The sequence below is a fragment of the Pseudomonas sp. 1L-B-1-E-C1 genome (genome assembly GCF_057291835.1).
The window spans coordinates 1-14323 of sequence record NZ_JBXAWN010000015.1; the positions used below are offsets into that span (position 1 = coordinate 1).

The window sequence follows — 14323 nt, forward strand, 5'->3', positions numbered from 1 at the left end:
CGAGCCAAATGCACAAACTCTGTACGAAGTTGCATGGTGGATGCCTCTTGCCAGGACACAGGTCATCTCCTTGATGATGAGCAATGTGCCTATTAAAAAGTGTCCACCATGTCTCCGAACACCTGTCCACCATGTGTCCGGTACATACAGGGAGAGGGTTAGGGTGAGGGGCTCTTGATCTGGCTTTTGCTTTTGCTTTGGCTCTTGATCTTTTGCCCCTTCGGCAGGCTTCGTTACGGGATCGATCCGGGGGTGGGAGCGCAGCGACCGTACGACGCAGTCGTACACAGCGAGTGTAGGTGCAGCGAAGCAAACCGGAGACGCTGCGCCCGGATCGATCCCGGAACGAAGGAACCCCGAGCCCCAGCGAGCGGGCCGTACGCCGGGGCAAAGCCTTTTGCTTACTTTTTGGCGTTTGAAAAAGTGAGTCGCTGTAAGAGCGAAACCGCCAGCCGCAGCACCGAGAAAACGGATATTCACCCAAAACCCCAATAGCCTGGTCGGCCCAGAGGCCGCCAAGGCCCGCAAAAAACAAAACCCCCAACAAACCAGAAGTCTGTCGGGGGTTTCTTTTGCCTGAAGATCCCAGGCGTCTCGCAACGCCTGAAATCAGCTCAGCTTATTGGCAAGCTTCGCAATCCGGCTCGTCAATCGCGCAAGCCTTTGGCACGGGCGCCGGACCTGCCGGAGCGGCCAGAACCGAATCGTCGCCATGGTTGCCGCCGCTGGAAACAGCGTTCAGCTTGCCGGTGTTGATGGTCGACTTCTCGGTGCTGGTCGCGGCCAGGGCACGGAGGTAGTAAGTGGTTTTCAGACCACGGTACCAGGCCATGCGGTAGGTCACGTCAAGCTTCTTGCCCGATGCGCCGGCGATGTACAGGTTCAGCGACTGGGCCTGGTCGATCCACTTCTGACGACGGCTGGCGGCGTCAACGATCCACTTGGTGTCCACTTCGAACGCGGTCGCGTAGAGCTCTTTGAGTTCTTGCGGGATGCGCTCGATCTGCTGCACCGAACCGTCGTAGTACTTCAGGTCGTTGATCATGACCGAGTCCCACAGACCGCGAGCTTTCAGGTCGCGAACCAGGTACGGGTTGATCACGGTGAATTCGCCCGACAGGTTCGATTTCACATACAGGTTCTGGTAGGTCGGTTCGATCGACTGCGAGACGCCAGTGATGTTGGCGATGGTCGCGGTCGGTGCGATGGCCATGATGTTCGAGTTACGGATGCCTTTCTGTACACGGGCGCGAACCGGTGCCCAGTCGAGGGTTTCCTTCAGGTCGACGTCGATGTACTTCTCGCCACGCTGCTCGATCAGGATCTGTTGCGAATCCAGCGGCAGGATGCCCTTGGACCACAGCGAGCCGTTGAACGTCTCGTAGGCGCCGCGCTCGTCGGCCAGGTCGCAGGAAGCCTGGATCGCGTAGTAGCTGACTGCTTCCATCGACTTGTCGGCGAACTCGACGGCAGCGTCGGAGCCGTAGGCGATGTGCTGCAGGTACAGAGCGTCCTGGAAGCCCATGATGCCGAGACCTACCGGACGGTGGCGGAAGTTGGAGTTCTTCGCTTGCGGCACCGAGTAGTAGTTGATGTCGATCACGTTATCGAGCATGCGCACGGCGGTGTTCACGGTGCGTTGCAGCTTGGCGGTGTCGAGCTTGCCGTCGACGATGTGGTTCGGCAGGTTGATCGAGCCCAGGTTGCAAACGGCGATTTCGTCCTTGTTGGTGTTCAAGGTGATCTCGGTGCACAGGTTCGAGCTGTGGACCACGCCGACGTGCTGCTGCGGGCTGCGCAGGTTGCACGGGTCTTTGAAAGTCAGCCATGGGTGGCCGGTTTCGAACAGCATGGACAGCATCTTGCGCCACAGGTCTTTGGCCTGGATGGTCTTGAACAGCTTGACCTTGCCCGGGTACTCGGTCAGCGCCTCGTAGTACTCGTAGCGCTCTTCGAAGGCTTTACCGGTCAGGTCGTGCAGGTCCGGTACTTCGGATGGCGAGAACAGGGTCCACTTGCCGTCATCGAAGACGCGCTTCATGAACAGGTCAGGGATCCAGTTGGCGGTGTTCATGTCGTGGGTACGACGACGATCGTCACCGGTGTTCTTGCGCAGCTCGATGAACTCTTCGATGTCCATGTGCCAGGTTTCCAGGTAGGCACACACAGCGCCTTTGCGCTTGCCACCCTGGTTCACGGCCACAGCGGTGTCGTTCACCACTTTGAGGAACGGCACCACGCCTTGCGACTTGCCGTTGGTGCCCTTGATGTACGAACCCAGCGCACGAACCGGCGTCCAGTCGTTGCCCAGGCCGCCGGCAAATTTCGACAGCATGGCGTTGTCGTGGATCGCGTGATAGATGCCCGACAGGTCATCCGGCACGGTAGTCAGGTAGCAGCTCGACAGCTGTGGACGCAGGGTGCCGGCGTTGAACAGGGTCGGGGTCGAAGCCATGTAGTCGAACGAGGACAGCAGGTTGTAGAACTCGATCGCACGGTCTTCTTTCTGCTTCTCTTCGATCGCAAGACCCATGGCCACGCGCATGAAGAAGATCTGCGGCAGTTCGAAACGCACGCCATCCTTGTGGATGAAGTAGCGGTCGTACAGGGTCTGCAGGCCGAGGTAGGTGAATTGCTGATCGCGCTCGTGGTTGATCGCCTTGCCCAGTTTTTCCAGGTCGAAGGTGGCCAGCACAGGGTTCAGCAGTTCGAACTCGATACCTTTGGCGATGTAGGCCGGCAGTGCCTTGGCGTACAGGTCGGCCATTTCGTGATGGGTGGCGCTTTCGGCGACTTCAAGGAAGTTCAGGCCTTCGGCACGCAGGGTGTCCATCAGCAGGCGGGCTGTGACGAACGAGTAGTTCGGCTCGCGCTCGACCAGGGTACGGGCGGTCATTACCAGCGCGGTGTTGACGTCGGTCAGGGCCACGCCGTCGTACAGGTTCTTCAGGGTTTCGCGCTGGATCAGGTCGCCGTCGACTTCTTCCAGACCTTCACAGGCTTCGGTAACGATGGTGTTCAGGCGGCCCATGTCCAGCGGCGCGAGGCTGCCGTCGGCGCGGGTGATGCGGATCGACGGGTGCGCGTTGACTGCTGCTTCGGCAGGAGCGTGAGCTGCGCGCTCTTTCGAACGGCCGTCGCGGTAGATCACGTAGTCGCGAGCGACTTTCTGCTCACCGGCACGCATCAGGGCCAGTTCGACCTGGTCCTGGATTTCTTCGATGTGGATGGTGCCGCCCGATGGCATGCGGCGCTTGAAGGTCGCGGTGACCTGTTCGGTCAGGCGCGCAACAGTGTCATGGATTCGCGACGAAGCGGCAGCGGTGCCGCCCTCAACTGCGAGAAACGCTTTGGTGATAGCGACGGTGATCTTGTCATCGGTGTAAGGAACGACAGTGCCATTACGCTTGATCACGCGCAGCTGGCCAGGCGCGGTGGCTGCCAGATCCGAAGTCGAATCGGCGGCCTGCGGCAAGGTGCCCTGCGGGTTCTCGCGAGTTGTGTCGGTTTGCATGGGGGGTGGTCTCCACATTCTCTATGTTTGTTTGGCACCGTCATGGTGCTCACCGTTCTGTACCGAAGCACTGCAACCGACGGGCGTCGGCATTACAAACTTCGGAACAGTAGGAAAAAGGCTGCAACGCCGCATCCTTGCCGAAGTTTTGGTTACGAGCCGAAGCTCGCCACCGGATTCCTTCGCGGGTCGCAGTCATGACTGCAACACCCATACCGTTCTGGCCGTTTCGGACCAAATAAAACGGTGCCATCCGCCAGTGCGGTTTGGGCTTGAAAAAACTCGCTTGTTCTACCGGAAACTGGCCATAAAGCACTTGAGTTTCAGGTCTGAAATGTGGTTGGGCGTTTTAGGTGAAAACCCTATATGTAGGGTCTCCGTTTTCGCCGTGCTACAAGATAATGCGTTTCAGGGGGGGATTGCAACGTACTACCTGTGGATAAGCCTGTGCGTAATTTGTGTAAGAAACAGGGAAAACGCGTGTAGGCCGCGAACCTGCTGAGCCAGACCGTTTGTCACTGATTTTTTGCCTGGAAAAACGCTTCAGCGGTTTTTTAAGGGCGCGAACCCTATCACAGAATTCCGCCTTGTCCGAACGCATTTACCGACTTGTTTTCCGGGTGATCGGCGTTTATACAATCGCTGGCTGCACGGGCATATTTATCCTCCATGAACATGACAAATGATCGGGAGGACTCATGTAGGAGCTGACGAGTGAAACGAGGCTGCGATCTTTTGATCTTGCTCTTGAAAACCACGATCAAAGGATCGCAGCCTCGTTTCACTCGTCAGCTCCTACAGGGAACGCGTTCATTCAGCAGAGCCTTCTCATATCAATAAAAACAGCAAGCAGAGGTCACCGGTGGAGCAACAAACCTGGCAGGTATTGATCGTCGAGGATGACCAGCGACTGGCCGAGCTCACCCGCGATTACCTGCAAGCCAATGGCCTGCGCGTGGAGATCGAAGGCAATGGTGCGCTGGCGGCGGCGCGGATCATCAAGGAGCAGCCGGATCTGGTGATTCTCGACCTGATGCTGCCCGGCGAAGATGGCCTGAGCATTTGCCGCAAGGTGCGCAGTCAGTATGACGGGCCGATCCTGATGCTCACCGCGCGCACCGACGATGCCGATCAGATCCACGGCCTCGACCTCGGTGCCGACGATTACGTGTGCAAACCGGTGCGCCCGCGCTTGTTGCTGGCGCGCATCCAGGCGTTGCTGCGACGCAGCGACACGCCCGAGCCGGTCGCGGAAAAATCCCGTCGTTTGCAATTCGGTCCACTGGTGGTCGACAACGCCTTGCGCGAGGCGTGGCTGAGCGACAACGGCATCGAGCTGACCAGCGCCGAGTTCGACCTGCTCTGGCTGCTGGTGTCCAACGCCGGGCGGATTCTGTCCCGCGAAGAAATCTTCACGGCCCTGCGCGGCATCGGCTACGACGGCCAGGATCGCTCGATCGACGTGCGCATCTCGCGCATCCGCCCGAAAATCGGCGACGACCCCGACCATCCGCGCCTGATCAAGACCATCCGCAGCAAAGGCTACCTGTTCGTCCCTGAAGCCTGCGCAGACCTGGCGCTGTGAATTCGATCTTTCTGCGCATCTACGGCGGCATGTGCGCCGCGCTGATTCTAGTGGCGGTGCTCGGCGTGCTGGCGCTGAACCTGCTCAATCAGGTGCGCAGCGAGCAATACCGCGAGCGTCTGGCCCACGGTACCTTCTCGCTGATGGCCGACAACCTGCAACCGATGAACCAGACCGAGCGCCATCGCGCGCTGCTGGTGTGGGAGCGCCTGCTGGGCATTCCGCTGACACTGAAGAAATTCGCCGAAAGCGATCTCGATCTGGCCCAGCGCACCCGCGTGCTGCGCGGTCAGGCGCTGGTCGAGCAGACCGGCCCGCACGCGGCCAAGGTCTATCGACTGGTCAGTGAGAAAGAGCAACTTGTACTGGTAGGAGAGGTGCAACAGATCAGCGAGCAACTGGCCCGGGCGACTATTTATCTACTTGCCGATGAGCTGGTGCGGGTGCCGGTCGGCGAACAGCCCAGACGTCTGGCGCAAATAAAGCAGGAAAAGGGTTTTGGTTTCGATCTGCGTCTGGTCACGGTGAATGATGCCGACATGGACGAAGACCAGAGCCGCCGCGTGGCCGAGGGCGACACGGTGATGGCGCTGGGCAAGGGCGGCGATTCGATTCGCGTGTTTGCCGGCATGGTCGGTACGCCGTGGGTGCTGGAAATCGGACCGCTGTATCAGATGAATCCGTACCCGCCGGAATGGCTGGTACTGATTGCCGCGCTCGGTCTGACCCTGATCGGCCTCATCGTTTATCTGCTGGTGCGTCAGCTCGAGCGGCGTTTGCGTGGTCTCGAAGCGGCGGCCACGCGCATTGCCAAGGGCAGTCTGGAAACCCGCGTGCCGGCGCGTGGAGCCGACTCGGTCGGGCGTCTGGCATCGGCGTTCAATGGCATGGCTGAGCACCTGCAACAACTGCTGGCGATCCAGCGTGAACTGGTGCGGGCGGTGTCCCATGAACTGCGCACGCCAGTGGCGCGGCTGCGTTTCGGTCTGGAAATGATCGGCACCGCGACCACCCCTCAAGCGCTGGAGAAATACCGCGAAGGCATGGATCACGACATCGAGGACCTCGATAAGCTGGTCGACGAAATGCTCACCTACGCGCGACTGGAACAGGGCTCGCCGGCGCTGACTTTCCAGCGCATCGATCTGGATGCGCTGGTCAATCAGGTGATCGAGGAATTGGCGCCGCTACGCGCCGAGGTCTCGGTGCAGCGCGGGTTGTGCCTGTCATCCGCCGACAACGACGGTGCCTGGGTCGAGGCCGAGCCGCGTTATCTGCATCGGGCGCTGCAGAACCTGGTGGGCAACGCGATGCGCCATGCCCATTCGCAGGTGACGGTGAGTTATCAGGTCGGCCAGTTGCGCTGTCGCATCGACGTCGAGGACGACGGGCCGGGAGTGCCGGAGGTCGCGTGGGAGCGGATCTTCACGCCGTTCCTGCGCCTCGACGACAGCCGCACGCGGGCCTCGGGTGGACATGGTCTGGGGCTGTCGATTGTGCGGCGGATCATTCACTGGCACGACGGCCGGGCGATCATTGGCAAGAGCAAGAGTCTGGGCGGGGCGTGTTTCAGTCTGAGTTGGCCGAGGAATCAGGAGCGCCGTTGAGATTCGGATTACCGCCTTCGCGAGCAGGCTCGCTCCCACATTTGCAATGCAATCCCTGTGGGAGCGAGCCTGCTCGCGAAGGGGCCATTACAGGCAGTACAAATCCTCAGGCAGGAATACTGACCAGACTCAACAACTGCCCATCCCCAACCGCAAACTGCGCCGCCAGCTCCGAACCGTTGCGCCATTCGCTCGACAGATCCGTCAATAACCGCAGCCTCACCTGACCCGCCTCAGTCCATTCCAGCACTTCGGCATGCTCGAAATAAAAGCGCTGCTGCACAATCGGGTAGAGCGCCTTGAACAAACTCTCTTTGACCGAAAACGTCAGGGTCACCCGCAGCGCCAGTTGCTCCGGAGAACCCGCCGCCATGCGTTGCAGTTCCGCTGGCGTGAGGATTTCCCCGGCCAAGCGTTCGGCGCGCTCGTGGCTCAACAGGTTTTCCAGATCCATGCCCAAGCCGCGCCAGTGTTGCTTGTTGGCGACAATCGCTGCGGCGCGGCCGGTGCTGTGGGTGATCGAGCCGCAGATATGCGCCGGCCACACCGGGGCGCGGTCTTCGCCGATTGGCGGAACGACGTTCAAGCCATCCAACTGCTGCAGCGCGGCACGGGCGCAGATGCGCCCGGCGAGAAACTCGGCCTGGCGTTTGGCTACCGAGCGCTGAATGCTCGGCGGCGCCGGCACAGCGCTGCGCTGGAAGTCATCGCCAAGCAGGCGTGCCGGGTCGAAGTGGGTACTGAGCAGCACGGTATCGGCCAGGACCGTCGGCAACGGCCAGTGGCTGTCGAGCGCGGTGCAGCAGGCGGGCAGGGCGGGGATGGTATGCATGGCGGGCATTTTGCCGGTTAGTCGGGGCAAGGTCGAGAATCGCGGTGAAGCTTTTCGCGAGCAGGCTCGCTCCCACACTGGATCTGCGTCGCGCAGAAAATCCCTGTGGGAGCGAGCCTGCTCGCGAAAGCCGCGCCGCGGTGTCTCTGATCAGCCGAAAATCTTCTTGAAGAACGCCTGCATGTCCGCCCAGGATTTTTCATCCGCCGCCTTGTTGTACCCAATGTCCGGCCCGCCATGCTCGCCATGACTCAGGCGATCGGCATCCGGATTGCTGAAACCATGCTTGGCGCCATCCAGACTGACGAACTGGTAGTCCGCCCCGGCCTTGTCCATCTCAGACTTGAAAGCGGTGACGTTGTCCTGAGTGACCATGCTGTCCAACGCACCATGCTCGACCAGGATTTTCGCCTTGACGCTGCCCGGCGTCGCCGGGGTCTTGGTCGCCAGCGCGCCATGGAAACTCACCACACCGGCCAGCGGCACGCCCTGACGCGCTGCATTCAGCACCACGGCGCCACCGAAGCAATAGCCGATGGCGGCAATCCGGTTCGGGTCGGTCTGCTTTTGCTGCTTCAGCAGATCGAGCCCGGCGGCGAAGCGTTTACTGGCGGCATCGGCGTCCTTGGTCGCCGCCTGCATGAAGGCCATGGCGTCTTTCGGGTGCTCGGTGTTCTTGCCTTCGCCATACATGTCGATGGCCAGCGCGCTGTAGCCGAGTTCGGCGAGATCCCGCGCGCGGCGCTTGGCGTAATCGTTCAGCCCCCACCATTCGTGGACCACGACAACGCCGGGGCGTGGGCCTTTGATCGCGTCGTCATAGGCGTAGTAGCCGATCAGCTTGCTGCCGTCGGCGCTTTGATAAGGGATTTCTTCAGTCTTGATCGCAGCCTGGGTGAAGCTGCTGACCGCCAGCAAAGCAAGGGCGAGGAACAGGCGCATGGTGGGTCTCCTTGTTGAACGTGGTCCGAACAGCCTAGTCGATCTGGTTCAGGTCAGGTTCAGAGACGGTTCAGGGGCCGTACAGGGGCGCCTCAGTAACCTTGCGCCATACCCAAACAGCACTGTGAAAGAGGAAATACCCATGACTCGTATCAACAAACTGCTGCTGGCTTTTACCCTGTTAGGCTCCAGCATCGCGGCCAACGCCGACGACACCAGCAACTTCGCCGGGCTGACGTTCGGCCAGACCAGCGACAAGATCGACAAGTCCCACGCACTGAACAATAACCTCGGCCACCCCAACGCCACCGGAGCCATCGACGGCAACAACACCTACGGCATGCGCCTCGGTCAGCAAAACAGCCAGGGCCGCTACTACGCCACCTACGACAACGTTTCCGGTTCGCACAATGGCGTTAAACTGCGCCAGGAAAACCTGCTCGGCAGCTATGACCTGTTCTACCCGGTGGGCGGCAGCACCAAGTTGTTCGGGGGCGCCACGGCCGGTCTGACCAAACTGACTCAGGATTCGCCAGGCTTCAGCCGAGACAGCGACATCGGTTACGCCATCGGTGGCCAGGTCGGTGTCTTGCAGCAAGTTTCGCAGAACACCTCGGTGGAACTCGGTTACCGTTACCTGCGCAGCAACGCCAGCACCGAAATGAAAGAGAGCGGCGGCAGCAAACAGGGCTCGCTGGACTTGACCAGCAGCGCGCAGACCTACCTGTCGGCCAACTACTATTTCTAAGCAGTCGCCGCCGATTGAATAGTGGGAGCGAGCCTGCTCGCGAAAGCGATGTCTCATTCAACATCATCGTTGGCTGAATAACCGCATTCGCGAGCAGGCTCGCTCCCACAGGTTGTGTCTGGAGTGTTCAAGGGATGGGGAGAAAGGTATGAAACTGTTGGTCGTCGAAGATGAGGCGCTGTTGCGTCATCACCTGCAAACCCGCCTGACGGAAAGCGGTCACGTGGTCGAGTCCGTGGCCAATGCCGAGGAGGCGCTGTACCAGACCGGCCAGTACAACTTCGATCTGGCGGTGATCGATCTCGGCCTGCCGGGCATGGGCGGCCTCGACCTGATCCGCCAGTTGCGTTCGGGCGGCAAGACCTTCCCGATCCTGATCCTCACCGCGCGCGGCAACTGGCAGGACAAAGTCGAGGGCCTTGCCGCCGGTGCCGACGATTACGTGGTCAAGCCGTTTCAGTTCGAAGAGCTCGACGCACGCCTCAACGCACTGTTACGCCGCTCCAGCGGTTTCACCCAGTCGACCATCGTTGCCGGGCCGTTGCTGCTCGACCTCAATCGCAAACAGGCCAGCCTCGATGAGCAACCGCTGGCGCTGACAGCCTACGAATACCGCATCCTCGAATACCTCATGCGCCATCATCAGCAAGTGGTGCCCAAGGATCGCTTGATGGAGCAGCTCTACCCGGATGACGACGAGCGCGATCCGAATGTCATCGAAGTGCTGGTCGGCCGTCTGCGCCGCAAACTGGAAGGTCCGGGCGGGTTCAAACCGATCGACACCGTGCGCGGCCTCGGTTACCTGTTCAATGAGCGCTGCACTTGATCCGTTCCCTTCGCGTTCGTTTGATGCTTGCCGCCACCACGTTGGCGGTGTTGTTCATGCTCGCTTTGCTGCCGGCAATGCAGGGCGCGTTCAGCCTCGCGTTGCAGGATTCGATCGAGCAACGCCTGGCTTCCGACGTCACCACACTGATTTCCGCTGCACGGGTGGAAAACGGTCATTTGGTGATGCCCTCGCAATTGCCGGACGAGCGCTTCAACCTCACCGATTTCCGCTTGCTCGGCTATATCTACGACCGCGACGGCAAGCTGGTGTGGCGTTCGAAAGCCACTCAGGAAGAGCAGATCAACTACAAGCCGCGTTACGACGGCCTCGGCAACGAGTTCGCGCGGATCCGTGAAGCCAGCGGTCAGGAATTCTTCGTCTACGACGTCGAAGTCAAACTGCTCGGCGGCAAAAGCGCAGCGTTCAGCATCGTCGCTCTGCAACCGGTCCGTGAGTACGAAACCACCCTGGAAGGCCTGCGCGAAAATCTCTATCTGGGCTTCGGCGCGGCATTGCTGGTACTGCTGGCATTGCTGTGGATCGGCCTGACCTGGGGCCTCAAGGCTCTGCGGCGATTGAGCCAGGAACTCGACGAAATCGAAGGCGGCACCCGCGAAAGCCTGACGGAAAAACACCCTCGCGAACTGCTGCGTTTGACCGGCTCGCTCAACCGCCTGCTGCTCAGCGAACGCCAGCAGCGCAGCCGCTATCGCGATTCCCTAGACGACCTCGCCCACAGCCTGAAAACCCCGTTGGCGGTGCTGCAAGGCGTCAGCGAAGACATGGCCCAACGCCCCGAAGACCGCGATCAGGCCTGGGTCCTGCAAAGCCAGATCGAGCGCATGAGCCAGCAGATCAGCTACCAGCTGCAACGGGCCAGCCTGCGTAAAAGTGGTCTGGTGCGCCATCAGGTGCGCCTGCAACCGGTGCTCAAAAGCCTGTGCGATACGCTGGACAAGGTCTATCGCGACAAGCACGTGCGGGTGACCTTTGATCTGCCCGAGCATTGTTATGTGCCGATCGAGCAGGGCGCCTTGCTGGAAATGCTCGGCAACCTGCTGGAAAACGCCTATCGCCTGTGTCTTGGCGAGGTGCGCGTCAGCGTGCGCGAATCGCTGGCCGGGGTCGAATTGTGCGTCGAGGACGATGGGCCGGGTGTGCCGCTCGATCAGCGAGCGCGGATTCTCGAGCGCGGCGAACGCCTGGATGCCCAGCATCCGGGACAGGGGATCGGGCTGGCGGTGGTCAAGGACATCATCGAAAGCTACAACGCCCGCTTGGCCCTGGGCGATTCGCCGATGGGCGGGGCGGCCTTCAGGATTCATTTTCCTGCGGTGTGAATGAAGCGGCCCTCACCCTAACCCTCCCGAAACGTCGGACCGCCCAGAGGGAGAGGGGACTGACCGAAGTGTCTTGAGATATTTATCGACCTGAGCAATTTGCAGCGAATATGGATTCACCGGATAGCTGTCAGGTCGGGCCAGATCTTCAGCATCCCCCAATCAGTCCCCTCTCCCTCCGGGAGAGGGTTAGGGTGAGGGGCTTTTGATCCTTCACAGCTCCTGCGCCCGGTAAGCCCCCGGTGTCAGCCCCGTCCATTTCTTGAACGCCCGATGAAACGCCGACGGTTCGGAAAATCCGAGCTGCTCGGCAATCTGCTGCAACGACAGATCCGCCCGGCCCAGATGATAGATGGCGATATCCCGCCGCAGCTGATCCTTCAGCTCCTGAAAACTCGTGCCTTCCTCGCGCAAGTGCCGGCGCAAGGTTTGCGGGCTGATGTGCAGATGCGCCGCGACAGCTTCCAGATCCGGCCAACTCGCAGCGTCGCGACTGAGCAAGCGGCGCAGGCGGCTGCTCAGGCTGTCGCCGTCGTCCGGGCGTGAGAGCAGGTCGGCGGGGGAGCGTTCGAGGAAGTGCTTGAGCGTGCGTTCGTCCTGCAACAGCGGCATGGACAGGTAGCGACTGTGAAACAGCAGGCTGCTCCGGGCGCCGTCGAAGGTCAGCGGGCAGGGGAACAGCAGGTCGTATTCGCTGCCGTGAGCGGGGCGCGGATAGCTGAAGGTTGCCTGCTCAAGGCGAATCCGCTGGCCGATCAGCCAACTGCCGAGGCGGTGCCAGATCACCAGCAAACTCTCGGTGAGAAAGTGATCCGGATCCCACAACTGCGCGTCATCCAGGCTCAAACGCACCCATTCGTCTTCGCGGCTCAAGCTCAGGCGCGGGGCATCAGGGAACAGGCTATAAAACAATAAACCGCGTTGCAGGGCCTTCTCCAGGTTGCGGCAGTGAATTGCGGCGTGACACATCATGGCGAAGCTGCCGGGCTTGCTCGGGGCGTTACCGAAGCCGAGGTATTCGTCGTCCAGCGCCAGCCACAACCCTTGGATCAAGCGGGTGAACTGCTCCGGCGCGATGCGTGCGCGGGGCTCGTCGAGCAACTCCGGGCTGATCCCCAGTTGCTGCAACAGCTGTGAATGATCGAAACCGCGCCGGCGTGCACCACCAAGGGCGGCACGGGCGAAATGGCTGGCGATGGTGCGTTCGCGCATAAGCGGCAATCCTTGTTCAGGCGACGATCGTAACGGCGGGCCTGCAACGCAACAAGGCGGATTTCCGCCAAATTGCAGGATGAGGGGCGGTGAGTTGGCGGAAATCCGCCATGCTCAAGTAACCGATTGGTGACAGGAAAATCCCGCAGCCCCTGATATCAAAAGGCTTGCTGCCCATCGCACCAATCTGGCACGACGTTTGCGATACAAGCGACAGAAGCGTGCATTTCACCCGCCCGGGAAGATGCCGTTCCAACAACAAATCCCTCCAGTGCAGGAGGGTTCGCAATTAAGGTTCAGCGCTCGACAGATGGATGTTGCCGCTGGACGCTTGAGGAAACCTGCAATGACGACTCGTCAGCCACTGTACAAATCCCTGTATTTCCAGGTGATCGTTGCCATCGCGATCGGCATCCTGCTCGGTCACTTCTACCCGCAGACCGGCGTGGCCCTCAAGCCACTGGGTGACGGCTTCATCAAGCTGATCAAAATGGTCATCGCCCCGATCATCTTCTGTACTGTTGTCAGCGGCATCGCCGGCATGCAGAACATGAAGTCGGTGGGCAAAACCGGCGGCTACGCGCTGCTGTATTTCGAAATCGTTTCCACCATTGCCCTGCTGATCGGTCTGATCGTGGTCAACGTTGTGCAACCGGGCGCCGGCATGCACATCGACGTCACCACCCTCGACGCCTCGAAAATCGCCACCTACGTGACGGCCAGTAAAGACCAGAGCATTGTCGGCTTCCTCCTCAATGTGATCCCGAACACCATTGTCGGCGCGTTTGCCACCGGTGACATCCTGCAAGTACTGATGTTCTCGGTGATCTTCGGCTACGCCCTGCATCGCCTCGGTGCTTACGGTCGTCCGCTGCTGGACATGATCGATCGCTTCGCCCACGTGATGTTCAACATCATCAACATGATCATGAAACTGGCGCCGATCGGTGCGTTCGGTGCCATGGCGTTCACCATCGGTGCCTACGGTGTCGGCTCGCTGGTGCAGCTGGGTCAACTGATGATCTGCTTCTACATCACCTGCATACTGTTCGTCGTGCTGGTGCTGGGTGCGATCTGCCGGGCCCACGGTTTCAGCGTGTTCAAACTGGTGCGCTACATCCGTGAAGAACTGTTGATCGTACTGGGTACGTCCTCGTCGGAATCGGCACTGCCACGCATGCTGATCAAGATGGAGCGTCTGGGCGCGAAGAAATCGGTGGTCGGTCTGGTGATTCCGACCGGTTACTCGTTCAACCTCGACGGTACTTCGATCTACCTGACCATGGCCGCCGTGTTCATCGCCCAGGCGACCGACACGCACATGGACATCACCCACCAGATCACGCTGCTGCTGGTACTGCTGCTGTCTTCCAAAGGCGCGGCGGGTGTGACCGGTTCGGGCTTCATCGTGCTGGCCGCGACCCTGTCGGCGGTAGGTCACCTGCCGGTGGCCGGTCTGGCGCTGATCCTCGGCATCGACCGCTTCATGTCCGAAGCCCGCGCGCTGACCAACCTGGTCGGTAACGCGGTAGCGACCATCGTCGTGGCCAAGTGGGTCAAGGAGCTGGATACCGATCAACTGCAAACCGAGCTGGCTTCCGGCGGTCGCGGTATCTCCGACGAGCGTGAAGAAGACGACCTGGGTGTGGCTGAAGGCCCAACCCCGAGCAATGTGAAGTAAGCATCGCTTGCACAGAAAAGCCCGCTTCGGCGG

The 14323-nt window shown here is 60.6% G+C and carries 10 protein-coding genes; 6 read left to right on the forward strand and 4 right to left on the reverse strand.

Annotated features, from left to right (window positions below; all coding sequences use genetic code 11):
- Nucleotides 1-619: 619 nt before the first annotated feature.
- Nucleotides 620-3514, reverse strand: a complete 2895-nt coding sequence (locus AC0Z4S_RS23455; RefSeq protein ID WP_024013986.1) for a ribonucleoside-diphosphate reductase subunit alpha — start codon at nt 3512-3514, stop codon at nt 620-622.
- Nucleotides 3515-4376: 862 nt separating this feature from the next.
- Here AC0Z4S_RS23455 and AC0Z4S_RS23460 point away from each other — a divergent pair.
- Together AC0Z4S_RS23460 and AC0Z4S_RS23465 are read left to right on the forward strand one after the other, a co-directional pair.
- A complete protein-coding gene (locus tag AC0Z4S_RS23460) occupies nt 4377-5099 on the forward strand; it encodes a response regulator (RefSeq protein WP_056788095.1) in 723 nt (240 codons plus the stop codon).
- The gene (locus tag AC0Z4S_RS23465) at nt 5096-6706 is read left to right on the forward strand and encodes an ATP-binding protein (RefSeq protein WP_253504519.1); all 1611 of its coding nucleotides are present in this window, start codon (nt 5096-5098) and stop codon (nt 6704-6706) included. The genes AC0Z4S_RS23460 and AC0Z4S_RS23465 overlap by 4 nt, the downstream gene beginning before the upstream one ends.
- 106 nt (nt 6707-6812) lie before the next feature.
- Here AC0Z4S_RS23465 and AC0Z4S_RS23470 read toward each other — a convergent pair whose 3' ends face one another.
- Both AC0Z4S_RS23470 and AC0Z4S_RS23475 read right to left on the reverse strand, forming a co-directional pair.
- A complete protein-coding gene (locus tag AC0Z4S_RS23470) occupies nt 6813-7538 on the reverse strand; it encodes a 4'-phosphopantetheinyl transferase family protein (protein WP_485624773.1) in 726 nt (241 codons plus the stop codon).
- Nucleotides 7539-7688: 150 nt separating this feature from the next.
- Entirely contained in the window at nt 7689-8480 is a 792-nt protein-coding gene (locus AC0Z4S_RS23475) for a dienelactone hydrolase family protein (protein WP_485624774.1), read from the reverse strand.
- A gap of 142 nt (nt 8481-8622) precedes the next feature.
- Here AC0Z4S_RS23475 and AC0Z4S_RS23480 point away from each other — a divergent pair, with 142 nt between their 5' ends.
- From AC0Z4S_RS23480 to AC0Z4S_RS23490, 3 genes are all read left to right on the forward strand, one after another.
- Entirely contained in the window at nt 8623-9228 is a 606-nt protein-coding gene (locus AC0Z4S_RS23480) for a membrane protein (RefSeq protein ID WP_039757849.1), read from the forward strand.
- 148 nt (nt 9229-9376) lie between these two features.
- Nucleotides 9377-10054, forward strand: coding sequence for a response regulator transcription factor (locus AC0Z4S_RS23485; protein WP_253504510.1), 678 nt, complete (start codon nt 9377-9379; stop codon nt 10052-10054).
- Complete coding sequence (locus AC0Z4S_RS23490; RefSeq protein ID WP_485624775.1) at nt 10051-11397, forward strand: ATP-binding protein; 1347 nt, start codon at nt 10051-10053, stop codon at nt 11395-11397. The genes AC0Z4S_RS23485 and AC0Z4S_RS23490 overlap by 4 nt, the downstream gene beginning before the upstream one ends.
- A 213-nt stretch (nt 11398-11610) precedes the next feature.
- Here the strand turns inward: AC0Z4S_RS23490 and AC0Z4S_RS23495 are convergent, their stop codons facing one another.
- Complete coding sequence (locus AC0Z4S_RS23495; RefSeq protein WP_485624776.1) at nt 11611-12609, reverse strand: AraC family transcriptional regulator; 999 nt, start codon at nt 12607-12609, stop codon at nt 11611-11613.
- 346 nt (nt 12610-12955) lie between these two features.
- Between AC0Z4S_RS23495 and AC0Z4S_RS23500 the strand changes: the two genes are divergently transcribed.
- Nucleotides 12956-14290 (forward strand): dicarboxylate/amino acid:cation symporter, encoded by a 1335-nt coding sequence (locus AC0Z4S_RS23500; RefSeq protein ID WP_485624777.1) that lies wholly within the window; start codon nt 12956-12958, stop codon nt 14288-14290.
- The last annotated feature ends 33 nt before the right edge of the window (nt 14291-14323 follow it).